The sequence below is a fragment of the Streptomyces sp. NPDC048419 genome, assembly GCF_043200415.1.
GTDB lineage: Bacteria > Actinomycetota > Actinomycetes > Streptomycetales > Streptomycetaceae > Streptomyces.
Genome location: NZ_JBICXT010000001.1, coordinates 441625 through 467878 on the forward strand (window position 1 = coordinate 441625; position 26254 = coordinate 467878).

The window sequence follows — 26254 nt, forward strand, 5'->3', positions numbered from 1 at the left end:
TGAGTGCCTGGGATGCGGGGACATGGTGGACGACGGGGGAAGAGTGGAGACTGGGGACGACGTCGAGGAGTTCGCGGCGCTGCTGCGCCGGCTGAAGGCGCGCACGGACCGGAGCTACGGTTCGCTGGCCCGCCGCCTGAACATGAACACCTCCACGCTGCACCGGTACTGCGCGGGCGAGGCGGTACCCCAGGACTTCGCCCCCGCGGAACGCCTCGCGGCCTTCTGCCGGGCGACACCCGAGGAACGCCTCGAACTCCACCGCCTGTGGCTGCTCGCGGTGGCGGCACGCCGGCGACCACGAGCGGCGAGCCCGGCGGATGACGGTCCGGCGCATGGCGGTGCGGATGACGGTCCGGTGGATGGCGGTCCGGCCGATGAGACGCCCGCGTCCGATGGTGAGGGCGTCGCGCCCGGCGGCGGCGGTGCCTCGGCGCAACCCCCGAAGGGCCCCGAATCCTCCCCCGCCCCGGCCCCCCGTCCCTGGTACCGCCGCCGGCGCATCCTCGCGTCCACCGCCGTCGCCTGTGCGCTGCTCGCCACCCTCGGTGGTCTGTCCGCGCTGTCGGCCGACCGTTCCTCGGACAGGGCCGGGCCGCGGTCCTCCTCGGGGCCGCTCACGAGTGCTCCCGCGGCGCCGCACGGCTCGGCGAAGGCGAAGCCGTCCGCGAGCTCCTCCCCCACCGGCACCCCGAGCGCGTCCGCGTCCGGCACCGGCAAGAAGCCGGCCGGCACGTCCGCCGCTCCGGGGCACGACCCCACCGGCGCCGGCCGGCCGGTCACCGGCGTGCCCCTGGCCTGGCACGCGGACTCCCAGGTCTGGCAGAGCGGCTGCGGCCACGACTACGTCGTCGACAAGGCGCCCGCGCAGGTCCCGCCGCCCCCGGTGCAGCAGGACGCCGGGACCTGGGCGGCGACGCAGGGCGCGGTGCACGGGCGGCAGACGCTGGTGCAGATCTCCGTGCAGGGCCGGTCCTCCACGGCCGTGGTCCTGGAGGCGCTGCGGGTCCGCGTCGTCAGCCGCGGCACCCCGGCCGCCGGCAGCGCGTACGCCATGGACCAGGGCTGCGGCGGCGAACTCACCCCGCGCAGCTTCACCGTGAACCTCGACGCCGACCGCCCCGTCGCCCGCCCGAAGAACGGCGCCGACAGCGAACACGCCATCCCCGCCGTGCACTTCCCCTACCGCGTCTCCGCCGAGGACCCGGAGGTGCTGCTGGTCGACGCGACGACGCAGGCCTACGACGCCCGCTGGTACCTGGAGCTCGACTGGTCCTGCCAGGGCAGCAGCGGGACGCTCCGCATCGACGACCACGGCCGCCCGTTCCGCACGAGCAGCATCAAGGGCATGCCGCGCTACTGGTACGGCACGAACGGCTCCGGCGACCGCGCCTGGGTCCCCTACGACAGCTGAGACTCCGCTACGGCCGCGGCATGTTGCGGATGTTGCTGCGGGCCATCTGCACCATCCGGCCGACACCGCCGTCCAGCACGATCTTCGAGGCGGACAGGGCGAAGCCGGTCACCATCTCGGCGCTGACCTTCGGCGGGATGGACAGCGCGTTGGGGTCGGTGACGATGTCGACGAGCGCCGGGCCCTTGTGCTTGAAGGCGTCCTTCAGGGCGCCGGGGAGGTCCTTGGGCTTCTCCACCCGCACCCCGTGGGCCCCGCAGGCACGGGCGACGGCCGCGAAGTCGGGGTTCTTGTTCGTGGTGCCGTAGGACGGAAGGCCGGCGACCAGCATCTCCAACTCCACCATGCCGAGGGAGGAGTTGTTGAAGAGGACGACCTTCACCGGCAGGTCGTACTGCACCAGGGTCAGGAAGTCGCCCATCAGCATGGAGAATCCGCCGTCCCCGGACATCGAGACGACCTGCCGCCTGCGGTCGGTGAACTGGGCGCCGATCGCCATCGGCAGCGCGTTCGCCATCGAACCGTGGGAGAAGGAACCGATGATGCGGCGGCGGCCGTTGGGCGAGATGTACCGCGCGGCCCACACGTTGCACATACCGGTGTCGACGGTGAACACCGCGTCCTCGTCGGCTAGTTCGTCGAGCACGGACGCCACGTACTCCGGGTGGATGGGCACGTGCTTCTCCACCTTGCGGGTGTAGGCCTTCACCACCCCCTCCAGCGCGTCCGCGTGCTTCTTGAGCATCCGGTCCAAAAAACGCCGGTTCTCCTTGGTCCGCACCCGCGGGAGCAGACAGCGCAGCGTCTCGCGCACATCGCCCCACACGGCCAGGTCGAGCTTGGAGCGGCGGCCCAGGTGCTCGGGCCGTACGTCGATCTGCGCGATCTGGACGTCGTCGGGGAGGAAGGCGTTGTACGGGAAGTCCGTGCCGAGCAGGATCAGCAGGTCGCACTCGTGGGTGGCCTCGTAGGCGGCGCCGTAGCCGAGCAGTCCGCTCATGCCGACGTCGTAGGGGTTGTCGTACTGGATCCACTCCTTGCCCCGAAGGGCGTGTCCCACGGGCGACTTGAGCTTGCCGGCGAACTCCATGACCTCCGCGTGCGCGCCCGCCGTGCCACTGCCGCAGAACAGGGTGACCTTCTCGGCGCGGTCGATCATGTCGACGAGGCGGTCGATCTCGGCGTCGCCGGGGCGGACGCTCGGCCGGGAGGTGACGAGCGCGGTCTCGGCGGCCCGTTCCGGGGCCGGCTGGTCGGCGATGTCGCCGGGCAGCGAGACGACGCTGACACCGCTGCGCCCGATCGCGTTCTGGATCGCGGTCGTCAGCAGGCGCGGCATCTGCTTCGGGTTGGAGATGAGCTCGCTGTAGTGGCTGCACTCGCGGAACAGCTGGTCGGGGTGGGTCTCCTGGAAGTAGCCGAGGCCGATCTCGCTGGACGGGATGTGCGAGGCCAGAGCGAGGACGGGCGCCATCGAGCGGTGGGCGTCGTACAGGCCGTTGATCAGGTGGAGGTTGCCGGGTCCGCAGGAGCCGGCGCAGGCGGTCAGCTCTCCGGTGATCTGGGCCTCCGCACCGGCAGCGAACGCGGCGGTCTCCTCGTGGCGGACGTGCACCCAGTCGACGGCGGCGTTGCGGCGCACAGCGTCCACCACCGGGTTGAGGCTGTCGCCGACGACGCCGTAGAGGCGCTTCACTCCGGCGCGGACGAGGATGTCGACGAACTGCTCGGCGACGTTCTGCTTGGCCATGGCTGTCAGTGCCCTTCGGTCTCCGCGGTCTGCGTCTTTCGGATCCCTCCGGGTTCCATCAATTCACAGCGCGGACCCTCACGCCTCCCAAACTGCTGCGGCCGTACGGTCGTCCGCGTATCCCTTGACCCTGACCTGGGTGTCGGAGAGGAACGAGGCGAGACCGGGGGGGCTGGCACCGGACCACCGGGTCGCCAGGTGGCGGCACAGGTCGGGTTCGCCGCGCAGGGGTTCGGCGAGACCGCCGGTGCACATCAGCAGCGCGTCACCCGTGCGGGCGATGGAGGCGCGGAAGCGGAAGGGTTCGCGGGGCGGTTCGGGCGCGGGGTCGTACGGGCTCGGGGGTGTGGGGATCCCGAGGTCCATGGTGAGCCGGTCGCCGTCGGGGGTCTCGGCCGGCAGTGAGCCGAAGCCGACGACGGGTTCGCCGGCGACCTCGCCGACGCGCGGCTCGATGTCCTGCCAGTCACCGTCGCGCAGCCGGAACAGCCCGCCCGCGCCCACGCCGAAGAAGACACGGGTACGGCACTCCGGGTCGGCCGGCAGCAGCAGGCAGCGCAGGGTGGCGGCGTACTCCTCCGGCTCGATGCCCTGCTCGGCGGCGCTCGCGCGGAGCTTGCCGAGGCTGCGGTCGGTGAGGCGGTGCAGACCCGACTTGAGGTCGCCGCGCCGGCCGGCCCTTATGTCCTCGGCGAGCCGGGAGTGGCTGCGGCCGACGGCCCGGCCGATCCAGTGGCAGGCCTCGGCGGCCGCGCGGTGCGCTCCCGGTGTGGCGCGGGCGCCGGTGGCCATCGCGACCAGGACCAGGGCCTGCTCGCCGGTGCCGAAGCGGGCGGTGAGGAGGGAGTCGCGGCGCGGTTCGCCGCGGTAGCGCGCCGAGTCCCCGCGGACGGAGGCGGCACGCAGGACGCAGGCGCCGTAGCGGGCGCCGTCGAGCACGGTGTCCGCGACCACGTCGTCGAGGTCGTCCGGGTCGGCGGGCGGCAGCGCGGTGGGCTCGGCCTCGTAGGTGGGCGGGCCCGAGCCGACGTAGTCGACCGGGGCCGGCGGGAGGGTGGGGACGTCCAGGCGGGTGTCGGTCCGGGCCACCTGGCCGTCGGGCGCGGGCTCCTCGGGCAGGCCCGCCTCGGCGCCCGCCACTTCCGCGACGGTGTCCGTCGTGGAGGTGGCGGAGGCGGGGGCCGTCGTGGCGGGCGTCTCCGTGGAGGTACGGCCGCCTGCCTGGGCGGAGGTCGCCGCCGGGCCGGCGGGCGCGGCGGGCGGCGGCTCCCAGGGGGCCCGCTGCGGGGCGATCGCGGCGCGGGGCGGTGCCTGGGCCGTCTCGGCGCCCTCGTGATCGGGCGCGCCCACGGCTCCCGAGGCCGAGGCGAACCGGTCGTCCAGGCTGTCGGGCGCGGGTGTGGGCCCCGTGTCCTCGGTGGCCTCGTCGTACAGCTGCCCCCACCAGTCGTCGTCGTGACCGGTGGGACTTCCCCCCTGCTGGCTCATGCCCCTAATTGTCCACCGACCGGGCCGTATGGAAACGGGGCATCAGGAAAATCGGGTACGGCACTCCGCGTCGGACGGTGCGGGATTCCGCCTCGAACGGCCCCTCGGGTGAGCCGTCGAACGGCGGTGCGTCAAGGCCGCCGGGCGGTTCCACCCCCCACGGGAGAACCGCCCGGCGACGCGGGAGTGACCCGGGCCCGAATCCCCTTCGTACCGGCGCTGCGCCGACGGCACGTCTCGGGCCCGGATCACGTTCTCGATGCCCGGATCACGCCAAGGTGCCGGTCGACCGGCCCCGAGTGTGACCGATTTCCCTGAAGATCGGCTGTGAGTCGCCGACTTGCCCCTCCGCCGCGCACAAGTGCTGATCAACACAGGCGTGTCCACACCTTGGCAGAGGGCCGGGTGATACGGCGATGATGGGCCGAGGCGGGTTTGCGCCGTGGCTGTTTTCCGCCACCGCGCTCCCCCGCGCGGAACTCCGGGGAGGGGCGAGAGGCCGATGCTGGGCGTGCTGGGGCTGGACGAGACGCACGAGTCGGCGTACCGGGCGCTGGTGTCCGTGGGCGCCGCGGACGTGCCCGATCTCGCGCGGCGGCTGGTCCTCGGCGAACAGGACACGGAGCGCGCGCTGCGCCGGCTGGAGCGGCACGGGCTCGCCGCGCAGTCGTCGGCCCGGCCGGGGCGCTGGGTCGCGGCGCCGCCCGCGGTGGCGCTGGGCGCGCTGCTCACCCAGCAGCGGCACGACCTGGAGCAGGCGGAGCTGGCGGTGGCGGTGCTCGCGGAGGAGTACCGGGCGGCGGCGGCCGAGCCCGCCGTGCACGACCTGGTCGAGGTGGTGATCGGCGCGGCCGCGGTCGCCCAGCGCTTCCTCCAGCTCCAGCTCGGGGCGAGCGAGGAGGTGTGCGCCCTGGTCACCGGCGCCCCGGTCGTCGTCTCCGGCCCGGACAACGAGGCGGAGGAGCAGGCGGCCGGGCGCGGGGTCCGTTACCGCGTGGTGGTCGAGCGCGCGGTGCTGGACCTGCCGGACGGCATCACCGAGCTGTCCGCAGCGCTCGGCCGCGACGAGCGGGTGCGGGTGGTGGAACGAGTGCCCACCAAGCTGGTGGTGGCCGACCGGACACTCGCCCTGGTGCCGCTCACCACGCACACCGCGGAGCCCGCCGCCCTGGTCGTCCACGAGAGCGGGCTGCTGGAGCTGCTGTCCGGGCTGTTCGAGTCGGTGTGGCGGGAGGCGCTGCCGCTGCGGCTGGGGACGGACGGCGTCACCGAGCAGGAGCCGGACGGCCCCGACGCCACGGATCTGGAGGTCCTGTCCCTGCTGCTGGCCGGCCTCACGGACGCGAGCGTGGCGAAACAGCTCGACCTGGGCCTGAGAACCGTGCAGCGCCGGGTGAAGCGGCTGATGGAGCTGACGGGCGTGACGACCCGGCTGCAGCTGGGCTGGCATGCGTACGAGCGGGACTGGGTGGCCCGGGACCACTCCGGCTGATCACCGCTGATCTGCGGCTTCCGCGCTCCTCCGGCACTCTGGTCAGATGGGAGTGTGGGACCTCCTGCTGGTCGGACTGGTCCTCCTGCTCGGCCTGTGCGGAGTGCTGGTGCCCGGGCTGCCGGGGTCGTGGCTCGTGTGGGCCGCGGTGATGTGGTGGGCGCTGAAGGATCCGCAGCCGGTGTCGTGGTGGGTGCTGGTGGGGGCGACCGTGGCGCTGTTCCTCGCCCAGGTGGTGCGCTGGGCCCTGCCGCCCAGACGCCTGCGCGCGAGCGACGCCACCGCCCGCACCTGGGCGTACGCGGGGGCGGGGGCGTTCCTCGGCTTCTTGCTGATCCCCGTGCTCGGCGCGATCCCCGGCTTCATGGGCGGCATCTACCTCTACGAGCGCCGCCGCCTCGGCCGGCACGGGGAGGCGATGGCGGCGCTGCGGACCGCGATGCGCTCGGGCGGCTCCAGCCTGCTGGCGGAGCTGTTCACCTGCCTGCTGATCGCGGGGGCGTGGCTGGGGGCGGTGATCTGGGGCTGACGGGGGCGCTCCGGGGCGGGCGTAGGGCCGGCGGCGTAGGGCGGGAACCCGATGTGCGCGCCGGCCGGGCGTGTTTGGCTGAGGGGCATGACCGAATTCAGCGAGGCCGAGCGCGCGTATCTGAAGTCGCAGCGGCTGGGGCGGCTGGCCACCGTCGACCCGCACGGGCAGCCGCAGGCGAACCCGGTCGGCTTCTTCCCGCAGGACGACGGCACGATCCTGATCGGCGGCCACGCCATGGGCACCACCAAGAAGTGGCGCAACCTCCGGCAGAACCCCAAGGTGGCCCTGGTCGTCGACGACATCGTCAGCCTGCGCCCCTGGAGGGTACGCGGCATCGACATCCGCGGCGACGCCGAACTCCTCACCGGACCACACGGGTTGGGCCCGCACTTCAGCGAGGAGGTGATCCGCATCCGTCCTCGGCGGATCCACAGCTGGGGCCTGGAGGACTAGGGGGTGTCGCGCCCGTCCCTAGAGGATCCCCTCCAGGGTGAGCAGCCGCACCTTCCGCTCCAGGCCGCCCGCGTAGCCGGTCAGCGACCCGTCCGCGCCGATCACCCGGTGGCACGGGCGGACGATCAGCAGCGGATTGGCGCCGATCGCGCCGCCGACCGCCCGGACGGCGGCCCGGGAGGCGCCGATACGGGCGGCGATCGCGCCGTACGTGGTGGTCGCCCCGTACGGCACGGTGTCGATCGCGGCCCACACCCGCTCCCGGAACTCACTGCCCGTGGTGCTGAACTCCAGCTGGAATTCCTTGAGTTCACCGGCGAAGTAGGCCGCGAACTGCTCCTCGGCGGGGCGGAAGAGGGCGGGCTCGTGCCGCCAGTCGTCCAGCACCGTGCGGCCGTTCTTCTGCCCGGGTACCGAGACGGAGGTCAGGGCGCCGCTCGAGTCGGCGGTGAGCAGGAGGGGGCCGACCGGGCTGTCGACGCGGGTCCAGAGGGTGGTCATCACGGTCGGTCCAACTCTCCTGCTGCGCGCAGGTGTTGCAGGGCGTACGAGCGCCAGGGGCGCCAGCTGTCGGGAACGCCCGGGCCCGGCGGGGCGACATCCGGGTCGCCGAGGGCGCGGGTGCGGATCACGGCGACCGTACCGGCGTCCAGGCCGGGCAGCGCCAGCAGGGCCGCCTCCGCGTCCTCCCGGTCGGCACCCGGATCGAGGTGTACGGCGCCGTCGGCGAGGGCGGCGGTGAGCGCCCCGAGCGTGCCGTGGGGTTCGGCCCCGGCGAGGACGGCGGGTTCCGGGAAGAGATGGGTGAGCCCGCCGGAGGGTGCGTCGAGCGCCTTCCCGTACCGCCGCACCAGCCGCTCGGCCTCCGTCCTGCCGGCCACCGCGCGCACCGCCAGCTCCTCGGCATCCGCCGCGCCCGGGGACCGCAGCCCCGGCCGGGCGGCGACCAGGGGCGCGAGCCGGTCGTCGGCACCGAGCCGCTCGTCGACGGCATACGGGTCTGCGTCGAGGTCGAGGAGCCGCCGCAGCCGTCCGACGGCGGTGGTCAGATCGCGGGGGTCGGTGAGGTGCAGCCTGGCGTCCAGCCAGCCTCCGGGGTGGGCCCCGGAGGCGGACCGGGCGCTGCCCGCCCGCTCGCCGACGGCGACGATGCCGGTGCCGTGCGGCAGCCGGAGCGTGCGGCGGTACGTCCGCCGCCCGCGCTCTCCGCCGATCTCCTCGACCCCCGGCACGGCCTCGCCGGCCAGCAGGTCGAAGACGGCACCGGACTGGTACCGCCCCCGGTAAGCGAGCCGCAGCGGGATCCCGGCGCTCGGGGTGACCCGCCGGCCGCCCCGGCCCCCGTCCGGTGCGGTGGTCCGCAGCTCGGTCGGGGTGGCCGCGTACACCTCCCGGACGGTGTCGTTGAACTGCCGCACGCTGGCGAACCCGGAGGCGAACGCGATCTCCGTGATCGGCAGTTCCGTCGTCTGCACCAGCACCCGCGCGGTGTGCGCCCGCTGGGCCCGGGCGAGGGCGACGGGCCCGGCACCGAGCTCGGCGGTCAGCTGCCGCTGCACCTGCCGGGCGCTGTAGCCGAGCCGCGTCGCGAGCCCGGCGACGCCCTCACGGTCGACGACGCCGTCCCCGATCAGCCGCATGGCCCGTCCCACGACGTCCGCGCGGACGTTCCACTCGGCCGATCCGGGCACGGCGTCCGGCCGGCACCGCCGGCAGGCCCGGAACCCGGAGCCCTGCGCGGCGGCGGCCGTCGCGAAGAAGCGCACGTTGCGCCGCTTGGGCGTCACCGCCGGGCAGCTGGGCCGGCAGTAGATCCCGGTCGTCTCGACCGCGAAGAAGAACTCTCCGTCGAAACGGGCGTCGCGGCTGCGTACGGCTTCGTAGCGTGTGTCCTCGTCCATCACGGTGTCCAGTCTCCGCCCTGGCGGCGCACCGGGCTGGCGGAAATCGGACGTGACGCTGGAAGCTGACGCGGGCCGCCGCACCGGCCCGCGCGGCCGGCGCTAACGCCGTCGGCCCTGCTTCAGGTCCATCGCCGCCTTCCCCTCGGCCCCCCTCTTCTTCCACTCCCGCCGAAGGTCCGCACGCAGCCGCGCGTCGGTCTTGGCGACGATCCACTGGTTCTCGCGCATCAGCTTGCGGTAGCTCTCCAGCCGGCGGACCGGCAGGTCACCGGAGTCGAGGGCGGCCAGCACCGCGCACCCCGGCTCCGCGTCGTGCGCGCAGTCGTGGAAGCGGCACCGCCGGGCCAGTTCCTCGATCTCGGAGAAGACCTGCCCGACCCCGCTCTCGGCGTCCCACAGGCCGACGCCGCGCAGGCCCGGTGTGTCGATGAGGACGCCCCCGCCCGGCAGGGCGAGCAGGTTGCGCGTGGTCGTCGTATGGCGTCCCTTGCCGTCGACGTCCCGGGTGGCCTGCACCTCCATGATCTCGGCGCCGAGGAGTGCGTTCGCGAGGGTCGACTTGCCCGCGCCCGACTGGCCGAGGAGCACCGACGTGCCGCCCGCGACGGTGGCGACGAGGACGTCGAGCCCGTCGCCGTCCACGGCGCTGGTGGCCAGCACCTGCACGCCCGGCGCCGACAGCTCGACGTCCTGCACGAGGTGCGAGCGCGTCACCGGGTCCGGGACCAGGTCGGCCTTGGTGAGCACGACGAGCGGCTGTGCGCCGGACTCCCAGGCCAGGGCCAGGAAGCGCTCGACGCGCCCGAGGTCGAGCTCGGCGGCGAGGGACACGGCGACGATCGCGTGGTCGACGTTGGCGGCGAGGATCTGCCCCTCGGACCGCTTGGAGGAGGTGGAGCGCACGAAGGCGGTACGGCGCGGCAGATACGTGCGTACGTAGCGGGGGTTACCGCCGGGTTCGACGGCGACCCAGTCGCCGGTGCACACGACCCGCATCGGGTCGTTCGGGGTGACGAACGCGGTGTCGGCCCGCACGACCCCGCCGGCGGTGACCACGTCGCACTGACCGCGGTCGACCCGGATCACTCGCCCGGGCAGCAGTCCTTCGGTGTCGTAGGGGGCGAACTCGTCCGCCCATGCCTCGTCCCAGCCGTAGGGAGCGAGCGCGGAGAAAACGGATGAAGCAGCAGAGCTGGAAGTCAAGGGGTGACCCTTCGAAGGGCGGCCCCGGCGAGGTGAGAGGTCGTCAGCCGGCGGCCACGGAGGTGGACTTGATGATCTGGATGCGAGCAGCGCTCATCGCAGTGACAGCCATCGGTCGACACCTCCTCGGAACTTCGCCCTGTACGTGGGTTCGGCAGGAACACGCACACCGTAGCCGGAGGGCCCTCGGGCCCGTCAACCGATTTTCAATGGCCGGTCGGATCCAACGCCCTTGCGTGGTGGCTGAATTATGCCCCCTGGAAACACATCTGAGACGGCTTGCGTCCGCAGCGTGGGGGGATTTGCGTGATTCGAATATTGCCGGCCGAGGACATGCACATGGTGCGTGGCGCACCCCGCCGGCAGCTGCGCGGCGACCCCTCGCCCCAGATCTCCTCCCTCAGGGAGGTCGCCGGGACCACCTGGTTCGCGTACAGCTGCAGGCGTCAGGATGTGGTGCATTCCTGTCCGTTGAGGGAAAAGCCGTAGGGCGGCGAGTTCTTTCCCCGCCAGGACGCGAGGAAGCCGAAGGTGAGGGTGGAGCCCGCGGAGACCGACTTGTTGTAGTCGGCGGCGGACGCCGTGACGCGGGAGCCGTTCTGGGCAACGTTCGCGTCCCACATCTGGCCGACCTGCTGGCCGTCCCGGAAGGACCAGGAGACCTGCCAGCCGTCGAGCGCGCCGGCGGTGGTGACGGAGACGGTGGCCTGGAAGCCGTCGGGCCACTGGCTGTCGAGGTGGTACGTGACCTCGCAGCCGGCCGGCTCGCTCTTGTCGGGCACCGGCTTGCTCGCGGCCGTGGACGAGGTGGTGCCCTGCGGCTCGGGATCCGGGTTCTTCCCCTTGCCGCGGGTCCTCGTCGCGGTGGGCGTGGGCGTCGCGGAGGCGGCGGGCGAGGTGGTGAGACCGGGCAGCGAGGGCGCCGGGGCCGCCACCGGCGAGCTGTCGGCCGGGGCGTCGCCGCGCCCGGCACCGTCGTCCGCGGAGCCGAACGGCATCAGCGACACCGCCAGCGCGAGCAGCGACACGGCCACGGCGGCGGCGAGGAGGCCGCCGCGCAGCATCCGCGCACGGTTCGTGCCGTTCTTCGGTTCGCCGCCCTCGGCGTCGGGGCGCTCGGGGCGGCCCGCGCCCAGCCGCACCTCGGCCGCGCGGCGGCGGCGCTCCAGGTAGGCGAGACCGCCCCAGCCGATGACGCCGCCGGCGAGGGCGGCGGGCAGCCCGGCGCCCTGCGGGCGCAGACAGGCGGCGGCCTCCGCGCAGTCCACGCAGGTGGCCAGGTGCCGCGAGAGGTCCGGCGGGACGTCGGCGGCCGGTGAGCGGGTGACCGCGTCGAGGAGGCGGGCGTAGCTGCGGCACTGCACGTCCATCGGGGTGTCGATGTGGGCGCGGTGGCAGCGGTCCCGGAACAGGCCGCGCACCTGGGCGAGTTCGTCGCCGACGAGGTCCGGGTCGAGGCCTAGCCGACGGGCGACCACGGGCAGCGGCAGCGCCTCCACCTCGGCCAGCCACAGCAGCGCCGCGTCCGGCTCCTGGAGGTCGCGCAGGGCCCGCAGGGCGAGCGGGCGGCGCAGCGGGATTCCGGTGTAGCGCGCGGCCTTGTCGGAGTTGAGCCACAGCCGCAGGTCCGGATCGAGGTCGGGCCCCTGCCCGCCGGACTCCCAGGCCGTCGCCGTCGTGCGTACGGCGGTCAGCAGCAGCGGGATCACCGGCAGCCGGGGCCGGCGGCGGCCGCCGCGGACGGCCCCGGTCTCGGCCGCGCGGACCTCACGGATACCGAGCGCGAACGCCTCCGTGGCCAGCTGCGTCGCCGCGGCCGCGCCGGCGGTGCACAGGTCCGCGTAGGAGAGCACCGCGTCCCAGCACTCGGTGAACAGCGCGGCCTCGGCGGCGTCCTTCGGGGTCGGCAGGTCGGGCATGGGTCTCCTGCATCCACAAGCGAGGTCAACTCACCATGACGGCAATGGAGTTGGGGGGACCCTCGCGGCAGGGCAGGAGCCTTTCACGTTTTTCTCACAACTGACAAGCGCTGTGTTCAGTTGTCCTGACAGACCCTGTGGAACCGGCCGCGGGGCACAACTCCAGCCTCATGTACGCAAGGAGACCATGCTTCGACTCACCGTGCCCAGAGGTCACTCGGACCTCCGGCTCACACCTCCGCGGTCTCCGTGGGCTCCAGCGCCGGCAGGCTGTCCATGAAGGAGCTGACGGAGAAGACGGCGCGGCCGGGTCCGGGCGGGCCGTAGCCGGGAGGCGAGGACAGGCCGAAGTCCTCCATCGTCCGGCGATAGGCCTGGAGCAGCCGGATGTGGTACTCCAGCGGCGCGCCGTTCGGGTTGGCCTTGCCGAGCGGCGTGGTCGGCTCCGGGCACCAGGTGGTGAAGCGGGGCGTGATGCCGTGCGACATGAAGAAGCGCAGGCCCTCGGTGGTCGAGGCGACCGCCTCGTCGACCGTCTTGAACCCGAAGGGCTCGGCCATCTCCACGCCCGCCACGAAGTTGGGGATCACGTTGCGTGCGCCGAACACGTCCGCCGAGTCCAGGATCCGCCGGTGCCACTCGTCCCGGCCGACGTACCGCTCCTTGCCCGGGCAGTACATCTTGAACAGATACTCGTCCCACACCTCGTAGTTGGGGTGGTAGATCTGCACGCCGTAGTCCTTGAACCGCTGCACGTCGTCCTTGGGCAGCGCCTGCGCGACGACCTTGCCGATCCAGCGTCCCGGGAAGCGCTCCTCGATGGCCTTGGCGTAGTGGCCGTAGAAGTCGGCCTCGTCACGGCCCGAGACCGTCTTGGTGATCGCGCCGCCGGTGAGCGTGTAGGCGGTGGACGCCTTTGCGGTGTCGTAGCGGTCGATGATCTCCAGCGCCTCCAGGACCTCCTCCACGTCCTTCACGCCGGTGTACGGCCGCCCGGCCGCCTTGTGCTGGCGCCAGTTGTGGTTGATGTCGCAGTACTGGCACTCCTCCTTGGCGCCGAAGTACTGGCACACGCGGAAGACGGTGAGGTAGATCAGGTAGCCCCACTGGATGGTCGGGGCGACCTCCATGACCGACTTCCCGTTGGAGAGGGTGTGCCGGTAGTACTCGGGCATGGGCGGCACGCCGACGTCCGAGATGCGCTTCCCGTCGAGGTAGAGGCCGAGCACGCCGTGCTCGTCGGCGGCGACCCGGTAGGGCGAGGACGGGTTCACGCGCACGGAGACGACGGTGCGGCGCAGGTCGTACGGACCGCCGGTGAGGATGATCTCCTCCGGCGGCCTGCGCAGCGCGGCCTCGCCCAGCTCCGGCAGGGTGCCGTGGTCGAAGGAGAAGATGAAGTACGACTTCGGCTTGACCTCGCCGGACTCGTTGTCGCTCAGCGCGGACGGGTCGAAGGCCACGCCTCCTCGCAACAGGTCCTCTTTGAAGACGGCTTCCCGCGGCACATGCGGGAACCGCTCCATCAGATCCTCGACCAGTGCGGTACGGCTGCCCATCCCCACTCTCCTCCCGGTTCGGACGTTCGACTCCTCACGGTATGCCTTCGCCTGCGCGTCAGCCGTGCCGGGTCCCCCCACGGTGCGCGATGTGTCCTGGTACGGGGGTGTCCGGCGGCAGCGCCGGGTCGGGGACGGGGGCGCCCCAGACCGAGGTCAGGGGCAGCGTGCCGGCCCACAGACCGAGTTCCGCGTCCGGGCCGTCGCCGTCGTCGGGCGGCCCGGTGCGGATCTTGACGGAGGCGTGTTCGAGGGAGAGGGCGAGCAGGGTGGTGGCCGCGAGCTCCTTGCGGTTCGGGCGGCGGGCGTACGACCACTGCCCGGGCGCCCCGTGCTCGGAGAGGCGGCGCAGCCCCTCCAGCTTCTCCTGCGGGTCGGTGACCTGGCGGGCCTCGCCGTGGATCATCGCGCTGCGGTAGTTCACGCCGTGCTCGAAGACGGAGCGGGCGAGGACCAGGCCGTCGACGTGCGTGACGGTGACGCAGACCGGGGTGCCGCCGGCGAGGCTGCGACTGGCCACGGACCCGTGGAGGTAGAGCTGCCGTTCGTCCCGTCCGTAGACCGTGGGGACGACCAGTGGCCGCCCCTCGACCACCACACCGAGATGGCAGACGAAACCGGCGTCGAGGATCGCGTCCAGGTCGGCCCGTTCGAGGCTGCCCTGCTCGCGCAGGCGGCGGTGGCGGGTGAGGCCGGTCTGCGGAAGGGCCGGGGGCAACGGTTCAGGAGCCATGAGCCCGTACGCTACTGATATCGCATCGATTTGGCTACAGAGTTTCGATATCGCCAACAGCGGCGAGTCTCAGCTGCGAAATCCGTAGTTCATGCCTCTCTCTCCAGCGCATGCGGATCCACCGCGTACGCCAGCCCCTCACCCCTCACGAACCGTCTCGCCTCCTCCGCCACCACGCCGCCGAGGCGCGCGACCTCGTTGCCCTGGGAGCCGGCGAGGTGCGGGGTGACGAAGGCGTTCGGGAGGTCGTACAGGGGTGAGCCGGGCGGCAGCGGCTCGGGGTCGGTGACGTCGAGGATCGCGGCCAGGCGTCCCGTGCGCAGCTCGGCGGTCAGGGCCTCGTGGTCGACCAGGCCGCCCCGCGCGGTGTTGATCAGCACCGCTTCGTCGGGCATCAGGGCGAGTTCGCGGCGGCCGATGAGACCGTGCGTCTCCGGGGTCGCGGGGGCGTGCAGCGTCACGATGTCCGAGGTGCGCAGGAGGTCGTCCAGGGCCAGCAGCGGTACGCCGAGTGCGGCGGCCTCCGCCTCGTCCACGTACGGGTCGGTCAGGCTCGGGCGCAGGTCGAAGGGGCGGAGCAGGTCCAGCAGGCGGCGGCCGATGCGGGAGGCACCGACGACGCCCACCCGGCGGCCGTTGTTGCCGATGCCGGGGACCACCTCCCAGCCGGGGAACGCGCGCCCGGTGCGCAGCCGGTCGCGGGCGCCGAGGACGTCCTTGCCGGCCAGCAGGATCATGGCGAGGGTGTACTCGGCGACCGGGATGGCGTTGGCGGCGGCCGCCGAGGAGACCGCGAGGCCGCGCCGCCACACCTCGGGCGTGGCGAAGGCCTTGACCGACCCGGCCGAGTGCAGGACGGCGCGCAGCTTCGGCGCCGCGTCGAGAACCGCCGCGTCCAGTCGGGGGCAGCCCCAGCCGGTGACCAGGATCTCGGTGCGGGCCAGCGCGTCGCGGGCCCCGGGATCGCCGAAATCCCGGACCACCCGGGCGGGATCGATGTCCACGGACTCACGCAGCCTCGCCAGCACCTCCGGCGGGAACACGTGCGGAACGTTCTCTGCGGTCATGGCGAACAGCGCCTGGGGACGCTCGGGCAACGACGTGACCTTCCCGCTGGGCGGCACGAATGCCGGGGGCGAACACCGGGGCACGAATGCCGGGGGCCCGGAAACCGTGTGGAAAACGCTCTCTAAAGTAGGCGGGTGCGGATGAGAGGGTCAACGCGCACACACTCCGCGGAGGGAACGCACGCATGACGGACACGGTCACCAACTGGGCGGGCAACATCACCTACACGGCGAAGGAGTTGCACCGCCCGCACTCGCTCGACGCGCTCCGGGCCCTGGTCGCCGCGAGCGCGGCGGTGCGCGTCCTGGGCAGCGGGCACTCCTTCAACGAGATCGCCGAGGCCGGCCCGGAGGGCGTCCTGCTCTCGACAGCCGGGATGCCGCCGGTGCTCGACATCGACACGACGGCCCGCACGGTACGGGTCTCGGGCGGCGTCCGGTACGCACAACTGGCCCGCGCGGTGCAGTCGCACGGGCTCGCCCTCCCCAACATGGCGTCCCTGCCGCACATCTCCGTCGCCGGTTCGGTGGCCACCGGCACCCACGGCTCGGGCGTGGTCAACGGCCCGCTCGCCTCGGCCGTACGGGAGGTGGAGCTGGTCGTGGCGGACGGGGCGACGCTGCGGATCGCACGCGGCGAGGACCGCTTCGACGGCGCCGTGACCTCGCTGGGCGCGCTCGGTGTCGTGACCGCGCTGACCCTCGACCTGGAACCGGCCTACGAGGTCGAGCAGCACCTGTACACCGAACTCCCCCTGGACGGGCTGGACTTCGGGACGTTCGAGACGATCATGGCGTCGGCGTACAGCGTGAGCCTGTTCACCGACTGGCGGGCGCCGGGCTTCCGTCAGGTGTGGCGCAAGCGGCGCACCGACCAGCCGCTGCCGGACTTCCCGTGGGCGGCACCCGCGACCGAGAAGCTGCACCCGGTGCCAGGCATGCCGGCGGTCAACTGCACCGAGCAGTTCGGTGTGCCCGGGCCCTGGCACGAGCGACTGCCCCATTTCCGGGCCGAGTTCGTCCCGAGCAGCGGCGCCGAGCTCCAGTCGGAGTACCTGCTGCCCAGGACCCAGGCCCTGGACGCCCTGCACGCGCTCGACGCGATCCGGGCGACGCTCGCACCCGTCCTGCAGACCTGCGAGGTGCGCACCGTGGCCGCCGACACGCAGTGGCTGAGCCCGGCGTACGGGCGGGACACCGTCGCGCTGCACTTCACCTGGGTCGAGGACACCGAGGCCGTGCTGCCGGTGGTGCGGCGGCTGGAGGAGGCGCTGGACGCCTACGGCGCCCGGCCGCACTGGGGCAAGGTGTTCACCATGCCGGCGCCGACGGTCCGGGCGCTGTACCCGCGCCTCGGCGACTTCCGGACGCTGGCGCGGGCGCTGGACCCGGCGCGGAAGTTCACCAACGCGTTCGTGCGGGACGTGCTCGACGACTGATCTCCGCCGTGCGTCCCGTGCGGGCCGCACCCCCCGGCGCAGGGGATCAGGACTTTCTCGGACCCCTTTCCTAACCCCTTGTCGAAAGTCCTCCGCAGGCCATAGCCTTGCGCCGCGCCGGAGAGTCCCGGCGGCGAGGGGAGTTCGATGAAGCGCGGCACATCACGGGACATCCGCACCGCGAACCGCTACGAGGTGCTGCGCCAGATCATCGCCCAGTCTCCCACCTCACGGCAGGAGTTGGCGGCCGCCACCGGACTGAGCCTCGCGACGGTCGCCACGCTCGTCGGCGAGCTGCTCGAACTGCGGATGATCACCGAGGTCGGCTTCGAGGACTCGGCGGGCGGCCGCCCTCGCGGCCTGGTCGCCGTCAACGCCTCGGGCGGCGCGCTGATCGGCGTCGACATCGCCGAGACGTACGTGCATGTCGAGCTCTTCGACCTGGCGCTGAACGTGCTGGCACGCGCCGATGAGGACGTCCGCCCCGGCGAGAGCCTTCCCGAGCAGGTGGTCGGCCACGTCGCCGCCGCCGTCGGCTCGGTGATGGCGCAGGCCGGGATCGAGGGCGCCCGGGTGCTCGGCGTCGGCGTGAGCGTCCCGGGCCAGGTCGACCGCGCGACCGGCTTCTCGGAGTACGCGCCCAACTGGAACTGGCACGACGTGCCACTGCTGGACCTGCTCACCGAGCACATCGCCTACCCGCTGTACCTGGACAACCCGCTGCGCGCGTCCGCGGTCGCCGAGCTGTGGTTCGGGGCCGCGCGCGGTCGCGGGGACGCCGTGGTGGTCAACCTCGGCACCGGCGTGGGCGCCGGACTCGTCCTCGGCGGCGCCCTGCACCGGGGCGTCAGCAACAGCGCCGGCGAGTGGGGCCACACCACGATCGTCCTGGACGGCCGGCTGTGCCGGTGCGGCAAGAACGGCTGCGTGGAGGCCTATGTCGGCGCGTCCGGGATCATGCTGACCCTGCGGGAACTGAGCCCCGACAGCGCACTGCTGCACACCGAGGACCAGACGGCCACCGTAGACGCGCTGGCGCGGGGGCTGCGCACCGGCGACCCGGTGGCGCTCAAGGTGGTCCGCGACACCGTCAAGTACCTCGGCGCCGGGATCGCCGACCTGGTCAACCTGTTCAACCCCGAGGTGGTCGTGCTCAGCAGCTGGGTCGCGAGCGCCCTCGGTGACCCTCTGATCGCCGAGGTGCGCGAGGCCGTCGCCCGGCACGCGCTGCCGCGGCCGATGGCCGCCACCGAGATCGTCCTCTCCCCCATCCCCACCGACCCGGTGTGCCTGGGCGCCGCGACGTTCGCTCTGGAAGGGGCACTTCAGTCCGTCGGGCTGCGGCGCACCGCCGCGAGGAGCCGTACCGCACCATCTTCATGACGACGGAAGGGATCCACTCCGCCGCCGGCGACCCCTGAACCGGCGGTTCTCAACCCCCTTGCGCCATCCGTCCGTTCGGCATCCCGAACCGTTGACAACGCTTCGTACAGACTTCGTCCAACCCCTTGCCGAAGGATTGGCCGAAGATTAACGTCCCCGCACCGCACCGCAATTCGAGCCACGTCGCGCTGAAGCCGTGGAGCCGCAGCCGTATTCGAGACAAGGACGTCAGCATGTCGGCAATGAGCAACAGCAACTGGTCCCGCCGATCCCTCTTCCGCGCCGCCGCGGGCATGGCGGCCGCCGGCACGCTCGCCGCGTGCGGCGGCAACAACGGCCGTGGGGGCGGCTCGGGTTCGGGCAAGAACCTGAGCCAGTACTTCCACGCGTACGGTGAGACCGGAGTCGAGCAGGCCATCAAGCGGTACGCGTCCGGATACAAGGACGCCAACGTGACCACGCAGTGGATCACCAGCGCCGACTACGAGACCAAGCTCTTCTCGGCCCTGCTCACCAAGCAGGCGCCCGACGTCTTCGAGTTCCACCCGCAGATCCAGCTCGTCAAGAGCGGGCAGGTGGCCGACCTGAGCGACATCATCGACCCGGTCAAGGGCGACTTCAACCCGGCCGACATCAAGTCGCACACGTTCGACGGGAAGATATACGGCATCCGCATGATCGACGACCCGCAGTTCTTCTTCTACCGCAAGTCCATGCTGGAGAAGGCGAACGTCTCCGTGCCGACCACGCTGGACGAACTGATCGAGGCCGCCGACAAGCTCACCACCTCCAAGGTCAAGGGCCTCTTCCTCGGCAACGACCTGCACGCCATCGAACTGCCGCTGGTCTGGTCGGCCGGCGCCGAACCCCTCACCGCGAGCAACGAGATCGGTTACCACACCGACGCGGTCGCCGGCGGCCTGAAGCAGCTCCGCAAGCTGTTCACCAGCGGCAACCTGCTGCTGGACGCCCCGGCCGACTACTGGGACCCGTCCGCGATCAACCAGGGACTGTGTGCCATGCAGTTCTGCGGCATGTGGGCGATGCCCGCCATGCAGAAGGCCCTCGGCGACGACCTCGGCGTCTTCCCCTTCCCGAAGGTCGGCAGCAGCGGAAGGCCTTCCGTCTACAACGGCGGCTGGTCGATGTTCGTCAACGCCAAGGGCAAGAACGTCGAGGCGGCCAAGGAGTACGTGAAGTGGCTGTGGATCGACCAGAAGAAGGACCAGGAGGACTTCGCCACGTCCTACGGGTTCCACATCCCGCCGCGCACCTCCATCGCCCAGTCCGCCACCAAGCTCCAGTCGGGCCTGCCCGCCGAGGGGGTCAAGCTGTTCAACACCTACGGCCACTTCGACAACATCAGCTGGACGCAGGCCATGTACAGCGCCTGGGACGGCATCATCTCCGACTGCGTCCGCAAGGGCGGGGACCCGGAGGCCGCGCTCGACAGGGCCGACAAGACGGTCAACCGTGAGCTGAAGAAGCTGTTCGGATAGGCCGGCGGAGAGACCACGACATGTCGACCACCACCACGCGCGGGGTCGCCCGGCCCGCCCCGGCCAAGGCCTCCCCGGCCCGGCCGCGGCGGGGCCTGCGAGGCAACCCCACCTTCAACTTCTGGCTCTTCACCGGGCCGTTCCTCATCGGCCTGGTGATCTTCGTCTTCGTGCCGATCGGCTGGAGCCTCTGGCTCAGCTTCTTCGACGCCCGCTTCACCGTCACGCCGAGCCATTTCACCGGGTTCGACAACTACAGGCAGATGCTGACCAACAGCGACTTCACCGGGTCGCTGGTGACGTTCACGGTGTTCGCCGCGTTCATCGTGCCTACCACCTGGGCGCTGTCACTGGGCCTGGCCCTGCTGGTCGACCGGCTGCGGTTCATGCGGGCGTTCTTCCGGTCGGTGTTCTTCCTGCCGACCGCCTGCTCCTACGTCGCCGCCGCGCTGATCTGGAAGATGTCGCTCTTCAACGGCGTCCGCTTCGGTCTGGCCAACACCGTCATCGGTTGGTTCGGCGTGGAGAACATCGCCTGGGTGTCGAACCCGAGCCCGCCCTGGTACTGGATGGTCATCGTGACCGTACGCCTGTGGCTGCAGTCCGGCTTCTACATGATCCTCTTCCTGGCGGCGCTGCAGAACATCCCGGGCGAGCTGTACGAGGCCGCCGCCATCGACGGCGCCAAGTCGGGCTGGCAGACCTTCCGGTACATCACGCTCCCCCAGCTGCGGGCCACCTCGACCGCGGTGATCCTGCTGCTGCTCATCGCCGCCTACCAGGCGTTCGACGAGTTCTTCAACATCATCACCACCAGGGCGACCTGGGGTCAGACACCCCTCATGGTCCTGTACAAGACCGCCCTCGGCTCGGGCCAGGACTACGGCGCCGGCAGCGCGGGCGCGGTCATCCTCACGGTGCTGATCTGCGTCGTCACCCTCTTCCAGGGCAAGATCATGGGCTTCGGAAGGGGGGAGGAGTCCAAGTGACCACCACCGCACCGCGGGCCGCCGAGGGGCGCCGGAAGAAGCGCGGAAGCGTCATCGGCAACACGGGGCTCTACGTCTCCGTCGGCGTCGCCGCACTGCTGTTCCTGATCCCCTTCTACCTGATCCTGCGCAATGCCCTGTCCACGGACCCGGAGATCACGGGCGAGAACTGGAAGCTGCTCCCCTCCTTCCAGTGGGGCAACGTCTCCGAGCTCTTCCACGACACCCTGGTCGACTTCGGCCTGTCCATGTGGAACTCCATGGTCGTCGCCGTCCTGATGACCGCCGGCATCCTGCTGATCTGCTCGCTGGCCGGCTACGGCCTCGCCCGTATCCCCTACAGGCATGCCAACAAGGTCTTCTACGCCGTCCTGGCGACCCTGATGGTCCCGACGTCCGTCACCTTCGTGCCCAGCTTCGTGCTGGTCTCCTCCCTCGGCTGGGTGGACACCTACCGCGGTCTGATCATCCCGGGCCTTTTCAGTGGTTTCACCTGCTTCCTGTTCCGGCAGTACTTCCTGGGGTTCCCCAAGGAGCTGGAGGAGGCGGCGCGCGTGGACGGACTCGGCTACTGGGGCGCCTACTGGCGGATCGTCGTACCCAACTCGCTGAACTTCTTCGCGGCGATCGCCACGATCACGTTCATCAGCGGCTGGAACGCCTTCCTGTGGCCCTTGGTCATCGGGCAGGACCCGAGCTCCTGGACCGTCCAGGTCGCGCTCTCCTCGTACATGACCAACCAGACCGTCAACTACCACCTGATCTTCATGGCCACCGCCTTCTCGATCCTGCCCCTCGTCTTCGTCTTCCTCTTCCTCCAGCGCTGGCTGGTCCAGGGGATCGCGCAGACCGGCATCAAGGGCTGACCCTCCTCTCATGACCTGGAGACCGATGTCTTTCCGCACGACCTCCCCCGCTCTCGACTACGTCGAGGACGTCTCCCCGGGCAGCGGGGCGCTCCCGCCCCGCGCCTGGTACGCCTCCTCGGACGCGAAGTCCGTTTCACTGAACGGCAGTTGGCGGCTGCGCATGTCGCCGACCGCCGACGCCGAGGACGACTCGTTCGCGGAGCCGGGATTCGACGCCGGGGACTGGGCCGAGGTCACGGTCCCGGGTCACTGGGTGCTCCAGGGCGACGGCGCCTTCGGCCTGCCCGTCTACACCAACCACCTCTACCCCTTCCCGGTGGACCCGCCGCGCGTCCCGACGGAGAACCCGACCGGCGACCACCTGCGCGTCTTCGACCTGCCGCAGGACTGGCCGGACCTGTCCGACGGCGGTGCGGTGATCCGGTTCGACGGCGTGGAGTCCTGCGCCCGCGTCTGGCTCAACGGCACGGACATCGGCGAGTTCAAGGGCTCCCGGCTGCCGCACGAGTTCGCGGTCGGGCAGCTGCTGAGGCCGAGCGGCAACGTGCTGGCCGTCCGCGTGCACCAGTGGTCGGCCGGCTCGTACCTGGAGGACCAGGACCAGTGGTGGCTGCCCGGCATCTTCCGTGACGTGACGCTGCTGCACCGCCCGGCGGGCAGCGCACTCGACTTCTTCGTGCACGCCTCCTACGACCACCGCACGGGCGAGGGCACCCTGCGCGTCGACTCCGACGTCGACGGGCGGGTGTCCGTGCCCGCCCTGGACATCGATGTCGAGACCGGCGTGCCGGTGACCGTGCCCGTCGAGGCATGGACCGCCGAGACACCGAGGCTCTACGACGGCGTCCTCGTCACCGAGGGCGAACGCGTGCCGCTGCGCATCGGCTTCCGGACGGTCGTCCTCGAGGACGGCCTCATCAAGGTCAACGGCAGGCCGCTGCTGTTCAAGGGCGTCAACCGCCACGAGTGGCACCCGGAGCGGGGCCGCGCCCTGGACCTCACGACCATGCGCGAGGACGTGCTGCTGATGAAGCGGCACAACCTCAACGCCGTCCGCACCTCGCACTATCCGCCGCACCCGGCCTTCCTCGACCTGTGCGACGAGTACGGCCTGTGGGTGATCGACGAGTGCGACCTGGAGACCCACGGCTTCACCGAACAGGCCTGGCGGGACAACCCGGTGGACGACGACCGCTGGACCCCGGCGCTCCTGGACCGCGCCGCGCGCATGGTCGAGCGCGACAAGAACCACCCGTCGGTGGTCATCTGGTCGCTCGGCAACGAGGCCGGCACCGGACGCGGCCTGACCGCCATGGCCGACTGGATCCGCGGCCGCGACTCCTCGCGTCCGGTGCACTACGAGGGCGACATCGACTGCCGTGACACGGACGTCTATTCGCGCATGTACGCCGCCCACGCCGAGGTCGAGACGATCGGCCAGGAACTCGACGGCGGCACACACAGGCGGCGCGAACTCCCCTTCATCCTCTGCGAGTACGGCCACGCCATGGGCAACGGCCCGGGCGGCCTCGCCGACTACCAGCGGCTGTTCGAGGCCCACGACCGGCTCCAGGGCGGCTTCGTCTGGGAGTGGATCGACCACGGCATCACCCACCCGCAGCTGGGCTTCGCCTACGGCGGCGACTTCGGCGAGGAGCTGCACGACGGCAACTTCGTGTGCGACGGCCTGGTCTTCCCGGACCGCAGGCCCTCCCCCGGCCTGCTGGAGTTCAAGAAGGTCGTCGAGCCCGTCGGCATCGAGTCCGACGGCTCGGACGGCACCGTGCGGGTCACCAACAAGCGGGACTTCACCGACCTCTCCGACCTCGCCTTCGAGTGGTCGTACCAGGTGGACGGCGAGACGGTCGAGACGGGACGGCTGCCGGTCCCGGCACTCGCACCCGGCGCCTCGGCCGACGTGAAACTGCCGGAGCCGCCCGTGGAGACAGGGGGCGCCGAGACAGGATGGACGGTACGGGCGCTGCTCGCGGCGGACACCGCGTGGGGGCCGAAGGGCCACGAGGTGGCGTGGGGCCAAGTCCCGGTCATCGCACGGCCGTTGCCCGCCTTTGCCGCGACCGACGGACCGGTCCTCGGGGACCGGGTGATCACCCTCGGCCCGGCCTCCTTCGACGCCCGCACCGGCGCGCTCAGGACCATCGGCGGCATCGAGGTGAGCGGGCTGCGCCTGGACGTGTGGCGGGCCACCACCGACAACGACGCGGGCGCCGAGTGGCAGTCCGAGACCCGCTGGGCGACGGTCTGGCGCAAGTACGGGCTGCACCGCATGCGGCACCGCCTCGACGCCGTGGAGCTCGGCGGCGACGCGCTGACCGTGCGGACCCGGGTGGCTCCGGCCGCCTGGGAGTTCGGCCTGCGCACGGTGTATCGCTGGACGTCGGACGGCACCCGGCTGAAGCTGACCGTGTCCGTGGGCCCGGACGGCGAGTGGACGATGCCGCTGCCACGGCTCGGCGTACGCTTCGGGCTGACTCGGGCCGACGCCGTGCGGTGGTTCGGCGGCGGTCCCGGCGAGGGTTACCCGGACACCAAGTCGGCCTCACGGCTGGGACGTTGGGAGTCCACCGTGGACGGACTGCAGACGCCGTACGTGCGTCCGCAGGAGAACGGCGCGCGCGCCGACGTCCGCTGGGCGGAGATCGGCGGGCTGCGCGTCGAGGGCGACCCGGAGTTCTCCTTCGGCGCCCGGCGCTGGACGACCGAGCAGCTGGACGCGGCCGCGCACCTCACCAACCTCACGCCGGGCGACACGGTCTGGGTCAACCTCGACCACGGCCTGCACGGCATCGGCTCGGGCTCCTGCGGCCCGGGCGTACTGCCGCAGTACCGGCTGAGGGCCGAACCGGCCGAGTTCTCCTTCGTCTTCACGGAGATCGGTTGAGCGCCGCGGTCCCGAGATCACAGACGATGAGGAGCCTGCGCCGATCGGCCCGGTCCACCAGAGCCCCGGCGAACACCGCCGCGACCACGGCCCCGACCGACCCGACCGCCGTCAGCAGCCCCAGAGGGTCTGGGCCGCCCAGGAGACTCTCAAGTCCTTCGTCCCCGTTCGCTGTGAACTCGTCCTGCGATGTTCCCTCAACTGTCCCGTCCGGTCACACTGGTCGACATCGAACATGAGCAACATTCAGGTTTTCGGCGCTCGCACTCCCCCACTCCCCGACCGGAGACACCCCCACCATGAGACGACTCATCGGCACCCTCGCCGCCGTCACGCTCGCCCTCACGGGCCTGACGGCCACCGGCACGGCGTCGGCCACCGCCGCCGCGGACGCGGCGGCCACCGGATCGTTCAGCGTGCTCACGTACAACGTCGCCGGCCTCCCGGAGGGCCTCAGCTCCAGCCATCCGGCGGCCAACACCCCGCTGATATCACCGCGGTTGGGGTCCTACGACATCGTGAACGTCCAGGAGGACTTCAACTACCACGCGGCACTGTACGCGCAGGACGACCACCCCTACCGCACGGCGACGAGCGGCGGTGCGGGCATCGGTGACGGTCTCAACACCCTCTCCGACTTCCCCTTCGAGGACTTCGAGCGGGTGAAGTGGAACGACTGCACGGGCACCAACTGCCTGACTCCGAAGGGGTTCTCGCTGGCTCGGGTGCGGCTCGCCGAGGGCGTGTTCGTCGACCTGTACAACCTGCACCCCAACGCGGACGACACCGACGACGCGCTGGCCGCCCGCCGCGCCAACATCGAGCAGCTCTCCGCCTTCATCAAGGCGAACTCGGCGGGCAACGCCGTGATCGTCATGGGCGACACCAACACGCGGTACACGCGCACCGGCGACAACATCCGCACGCTGGCCGACGGCAACGGCCTGACGGACGCCTGGGTGCAGCAGGTCAAGGGCGGCACGGCTCCGGCTCAGGGCGCGGATCCGCTGCTCTGCCCGACGACGGCACCGACCAACGACTGCGAGGTCGTGGACAAGGTCCTCTACCGCGGCAGCAAGCTGCTCTCCCTGAACGCGACCCGCTACAACGACGAGTGGGCCAGGTTCCTGGACTCCGGCGGCGGCAACCTCTCCGACCACTTCCCGCACACGGTGGACTTCTCGTACACCCTCAACTCCTCGTTGCGGACGAGCGACTTCTTCGGCGGCCCGCACGGCACTGCCTTCGACGACGCCGACGACCTGCCGGCCGCCCTCGCGCCCCGCACCCTCACCCTGCGCGGCGGCGCCCGTCTGGACGCGGTGTCCCTCACCCACGACGGCGGCACGACCCTGTCCCACGGCGGCACAGGTGGCACGGCGACGTCCCTGACCCTCGCCTCCGGCGAACACCTCACCTCGGTGAAGCTGACGGAGGGCCAGAAGGACGACCACACCCGGATCTTCTCGGCCGCCTTCACCACGGACAGGTCCCGCACCCTCACCTCCGGCACCCCCACCACCGACACCACGACCTTCACGGCCCCGGCCGGCTGGCAGATCGTCGGCTTCACGGGCCGCGCGGCCGACGAGATCGACAAGCTGGGCGTCCTGTACGCCCCCATCGGATAAATCAATCGGCCGCCGACGCCTTCCTGCG

At 71.6% G+C, this 26254-nt stretch carries 20 protein-coding genes; 11 read left to right on the top strand and 9 right to left on the bottom strand.

Annotated elements, in window-relative coordinates; translation table 11 throughout:
* Window positions 1-22: 22 nt before the first annotated feature.
* Window positions 23-1414 (top strand): helix-turn-helix domain-containing protein, encoded by a 1392-nt coding sequence (locus ACGFYN_RS01930; RefSeq protein WP_393863749.1) that lies wholly within the window; start codon window positions 23-25, stop codon window positions 1412-1414.
* Between the two features lie 7 nt (window positions 1415-1421).
* Here the strand turns inward: ACGFYN_RS01930 and ACGFYN_RS01935 are convergent, their stop codons facing one another.
* Window positions 1422-3164 carry a pyruvate dehydrogenase gene (locus ACGFYN_RS01935; RefSeq protein ID WP_393863750.1) on the bottom strand — a complete coding sequence of 581 codons (1743 nt, stop codon included), beginning with the start codon at window positions 3162-3164 and terminating at the stop codon, window positions 1422-1424.
* Window positions 3165-3242: 78 nt separating this feature from the next.
* Window positions 3243-4652, bottom strand: coding sequence for a protein phosphatase 2C domain-containing protein (locus ACGFYN_RS01940; RefSeq protein WP_393863751.1), 1410 nt, complete (start codon window positions 4650-4652; stop codon window positions 3243-3245).
* A gap of 502 nt (window positions 4653-5154) precedes the next feature.
* On the opposite strand from ACGFYN_RS01940, the gene ACGFYN_RS01945 reads away from it, so the two are divergent.
* The 3 genes from ACGFYN_RS01945 (at window position 5155) to ACGFYN_RS01955 (ending at window position 7129) form a co-directional block, all read left to right on the top strand.
* A complete protein-coding gene (locus ACGFYN_RS01945) occupies window positions 5155-6144 on the top strand; it encodes a helix-turn-helix domain-containing protein (protein WP_393863752.1) in 990 nt (329 codons plus the stop codon).
* A 46-nt stretch (window positions 6145-6190) separates the two neighbouring features.
* Window positions 6191-6673: a DUF456 domain-containing protein gene (locus ACGFYN_RS01950; RefSeq protein WP_393863753.1), complete on the top strand. Its 483-nt coding sequence runs from the start codon at window positions 6191-6193 to the stop codon at window positions 6671-6673.
* 87 nt (window positions 6674-6760) lie between these two features.
* The gene (locus tag ACGFYN_RS01955) at window positions 6761-7129 is read left to right on the top strand and encodes a PPOX class F420-dependent oxidoreductase (protein ID WP_393863754.1); all 369 of its coding nucleotides are present in this window, start codon (window positions 6761-6763) and stop codon (window positions 7127-7129) included.
* Between the two features lie 18 nt (window positions 7130-7147).
* Here ACGFYN_RS01955 and ACGFYN_RS01960 read toward each other — a convergent pair whose 3' ends face one another.
* The 7 genes from ACGFYN_RS01960 to ACGFYN_RS01990 form a co-directional block, all read right to left on the bottom strand.
* Window positions 7148-7630 (bottom strand): methylated-DNA--[protein]-cysteine S-methyltransferase, encoded by a 483-nt coding sequence (locus ACGFYN_RS01960; protein WP_393863755.1) that lies wholly within the window; start codon window positions 7628-7630, stop codon window positions 7148-7150.
* The gene (locus ACGFYN_RS01965) at window positions 7630-9030 is read right to left on the bottom strand and encodes a bifunctional transcriptional activator/DNA repair enzyme AdaA (RefSeq protein ID WP_393863756.1); all 1401 of its coding nucleotides are present in this window, start codon (window positions 9028-9030) and stop codon (window positions 7630-7632) included. The genes ACGFYN_RS01960 and ACGFYN_RS01965 overlap by 1 nt, the downstream gene beginning before the upstream one ends.
* Window positions 9031-9132: 102 nt before the next feature.
* Window positions 9133-10236, bottom strand: a complete 1104-nt coding sequence (rsgA, locus tag ACGFYN_RS01970) for a ribosome small subunit-dependent GTPase A (RefSeq protein ID WP_393863757.1) — start codon at window positions 10234-10236, stop codon at window positions 9133-9135.
* A gap of 446 nt (window positions 10237-10682) precedes the next feature.
* Window positions 10683-12155, bottom strand: a complete 1473-nt coding sequence (locus ACGFYN_RS01975; RefSeq protein WP_393863758.1) for a cellulose binding domain-containing protein — start codon at window positions 12153-12155, stop codon at window positions 10683-10685.
* A gap of 230 nt (window positions 12156-12385) precedes the next feature.
* Entirely contained in the window at window positions 12386-13714 is a 1329-nt protein-coding gene (locus tag ACGFYN_RS01980) for a radical SAM protein (protein ID WP_393863759.1), read from the bottom strand.
* 58 nt (window positions 13715-13772) lie between these two features.
* Entirely contained in the window at window positions 13773-14447 is a 675-nt protein-coding gene (locus ACGFYN_RS01985) for a pyridoxamine 5'-phosphate oxidase family protein (RefSeq protein WP_393863760.1), read from the bottom strand.
* Window positions 14448-14536: 89 nt separating this feature from the next.
* A complete protein-coding gene (locus ACGFYN_RS01990; RefSeq protein ID WP_393863761.1) occupies window positions 14537-15544 on the bottom strand; it encodes a hydroxyacid dehydrogenase in 1008 nt (335 codons plus the stop codon).
* A 155-nt stretch (window positions 15545-15699) separates the two neighbouring features.
* Here ACGFYN_RS01990 and ACGFYN_RS01995 point away from each other — a divergent pair, with 155 nt between their 5' ends.
* The 7 genes from ACGFYN_RS01995 (at window position 15700) to ACGFYN_RS02025 (ending at window position 26226) form a co-directional block, all read left to right on the top strand.
* Window positions 15700-16953: an FAD-binding protein gene (locus ACGFYN_RS01995; RefSeq protein WP_393863762.1), complete on the top strand. Its 1254-nt coding sequence runs from the start codon at window positions 15700-15702 to the stop codon at window positions 16951-16953.
* A 147-nt stretch (window positions 16954-17100) separates the two neighbouring features.
* The gene (locus tag ACGFYN_RS02000) at window positions 17101-18336 is read left to right on the top strand and encodes an ROK family transcriptional regulator (RefSeq protein ID WP_393863763.1); all 1236 of its coding nucleotides are present in this window, start codon (window positions 17101-17103) and stop codon (window positions 18334-18336) included.
* A gap of 233 nt (window positions 18337-18569) precedes the next feature.
* On the top strand, window positions 18570-19835 hold the full coding sequence (locus tag ACGFYN_RS02005) for an ABC transporter substrate-binding protein (protein ID WP_393863764.1): 1266 nt from the start codon (window positions 18570-18572) through the stop codon (window positions 19833-19835).
* A 20-nt stretch (window positions 19836-19855) separates the two neighbouring features.
* Complete coding sequence (locus ACGFYN_RS02010) at window positions 19856-20824, top strand: carbohydrate ABC transporter permease (protein ID WP_393863765.1); 969 nt, start codon at window positions 19856-19858, stop codon at window positions 20822-20824.
* On the top strand, window positions 20821-21690 hold the full coding sequence (locus ACGFYN_RS02015; protein ID WP_393863766.1) for a carbohydrate ABC transporter permease: 870 nt from the start codon (window positions 20821-20823) through the stop codon (window positions 21688-21690). The genes ACGFYN_RS02010 and ACGFYN_RS02015 overlap by 4 nt, the downstream gene beginning before the upstream one ends.
* 25 nt (window positions 21691-21715) lie before the next feature.
* Window positions 21716-24595 (top strand): glycoside hydrolase family 2 TIM barrel-domain containing protein, encoded by a 2880-nt coding sequence (locus ACGFYN_RS02020; RefSeq protein ID WP_393863767.1) that lies wholly within the window; start codon window positions 21716-21718, stop codon window positions 24593-24595.
* A gap of 299 nt (window positions 24596-24894) precedes the next feature.
* On the top strand, window positions 24895-26226 hold the full coding sequence (locus tag ACGFYN_RS02025; RefSeq protein WP_393863768.1) for a jacalin-like lectin: 1332 nt from the start codon (window positions 24895-24897) through the stop codon (window positions 26224-26226).
* Window positions 26227-26254 lie beyond the last annotated feature (28 nt).

What these genes read in the sequence shown, in the direction of transcription:
- ACGFYN_RS01940 (WP_393863751.1), bottom strand. Translation starts at nt 4,652, where the DNA reads ATGAGCCAGCAGGGGGGAAGTCCCACCGGTCACGACGACGACTGGTGG.
- ACGFYN_RS02025 (WP_393863768.1), top strand. Translation starts at nt 24,895, where the DNA reads ATGAGACGACTCATCGGCACCCTCGCCGCCGTCACGCTCGCCCTCACG.
- ACGFYN_RS02005 (WP_393863764.1), top strand. Translation starts at nt 18,570, where the DNA reads ATGTCGGCAATGAGCAACAGCAACTGGTCCCGCCGATCCCTCTTCCGC.
- ACGFYN_RS01955 (WP_393863754.1), top strand. Translation starts at nt 6,761, where the DNA reads ATGACCGAATTCAGCGAGGCCGAGCGCGCGTATCTGAAGTCGCAGCGG.
- ACGFYN_RS01980 (WP_393863759.1), bottom strand. Translation starts at nt 13,714, where the DNA reads ATGGGCAGCCGTACCGCACTGGTCGAGGATCTGATGGAGCGGTTCCCG.
- ACGFYN_RS02010 (WP_393863765.1), top strand. Translation starts at nt 19,856, where the DNA reads ATGTCGACCACCACCACGCGCGGGGTCGCCCGGCCCGCCCCGGCCAAG.
- ACGFYN_RS02020 (WP_393863767.1), top strand. Translation starts at nt 21,716, where the DNA reads ATGTCTTTCCGCACGACCTCCCCCGCTCTCGACTACGTCGAGGACGTC.
- ACGFYN_RS01960 (WP_393863755.1), bottom strand. Translation starts at nt 7,630, where the DNA reads ATGACCACCCTCTGGACCCGCGTCGACAGCCCGGTCGGCCCCCTCCTG.
- ACGFYN_RS01945 (WP_393863752.1), top strand. Translation starts at nt 5,155, where the DNA reads ATGCTGGGCGTGCTGGGGCTGGACGAGACGCACGAGTCGGCGTACCGG.
- ACGFYN_RS01930 (WP_393863749.1), top strand. Translation starts at nt 23, where the DNA reads ATGGTGGACGACGGGGGAAGAGTGGAGACTGGGGACGACGTCGAGGAG.
- ACGFYN_RS01975 (WP_393863758.1), bottom strand. Translation starts at nt 12,155, where the DNA reads ATGCCCGACCTGCCGACCCCGAAGGACGCCGCCGAGGCCGCGCTGTTC.
- ACGFYN_RS01995 (WP_393863762.1), top strand. Translation starts at nt 15,700, where the DNA reads ATGACGGACACGGTCACCAACTGGGCGGGCAACATCACCTACACGGCG.
- ACGFYN_RS01985 (WP_393863760.1), bottom strand. Translation starts at nt 14,447, where the DNA reads ATGGCTCCTGAACCGTTGCCCCCGGCCCTTCCGCAGACCGGCCTCACC.
- ACGFYN_RS02000 (WP_393863763.1), top strand. Translation starts at nt 17,101, where the DNA reads ATGAAGCGCGGCACATCACGGGACATCCGCACCGCGAACCGCTACGAG.
- ACGFYN_RS01965 (WP_393863756.1), bottom strand. Translation starts at nt 9,030, where the DNA reads ATGGACGAGGACACACGCTACGAAGCCGTACGCAGCCGCGACGCCCGT.
- ACGFYN_RS01935 (WP_393863750.1), bottom strand. Translation starts at nt 3,164, where the DNA reads ATGGCCAAGCAGAACGTCGCCGAGCAGTTCGTCGACATCCTCGTCCGC.
- ACGFYN_RS01950 (WP_393863753.1), top strand. Translation starts at nt 6,191, where the DNA reads ATGGGAGTGTGGGACCTCCTGCTGGTCGGACTGGTCCTCCTGCTCGGC.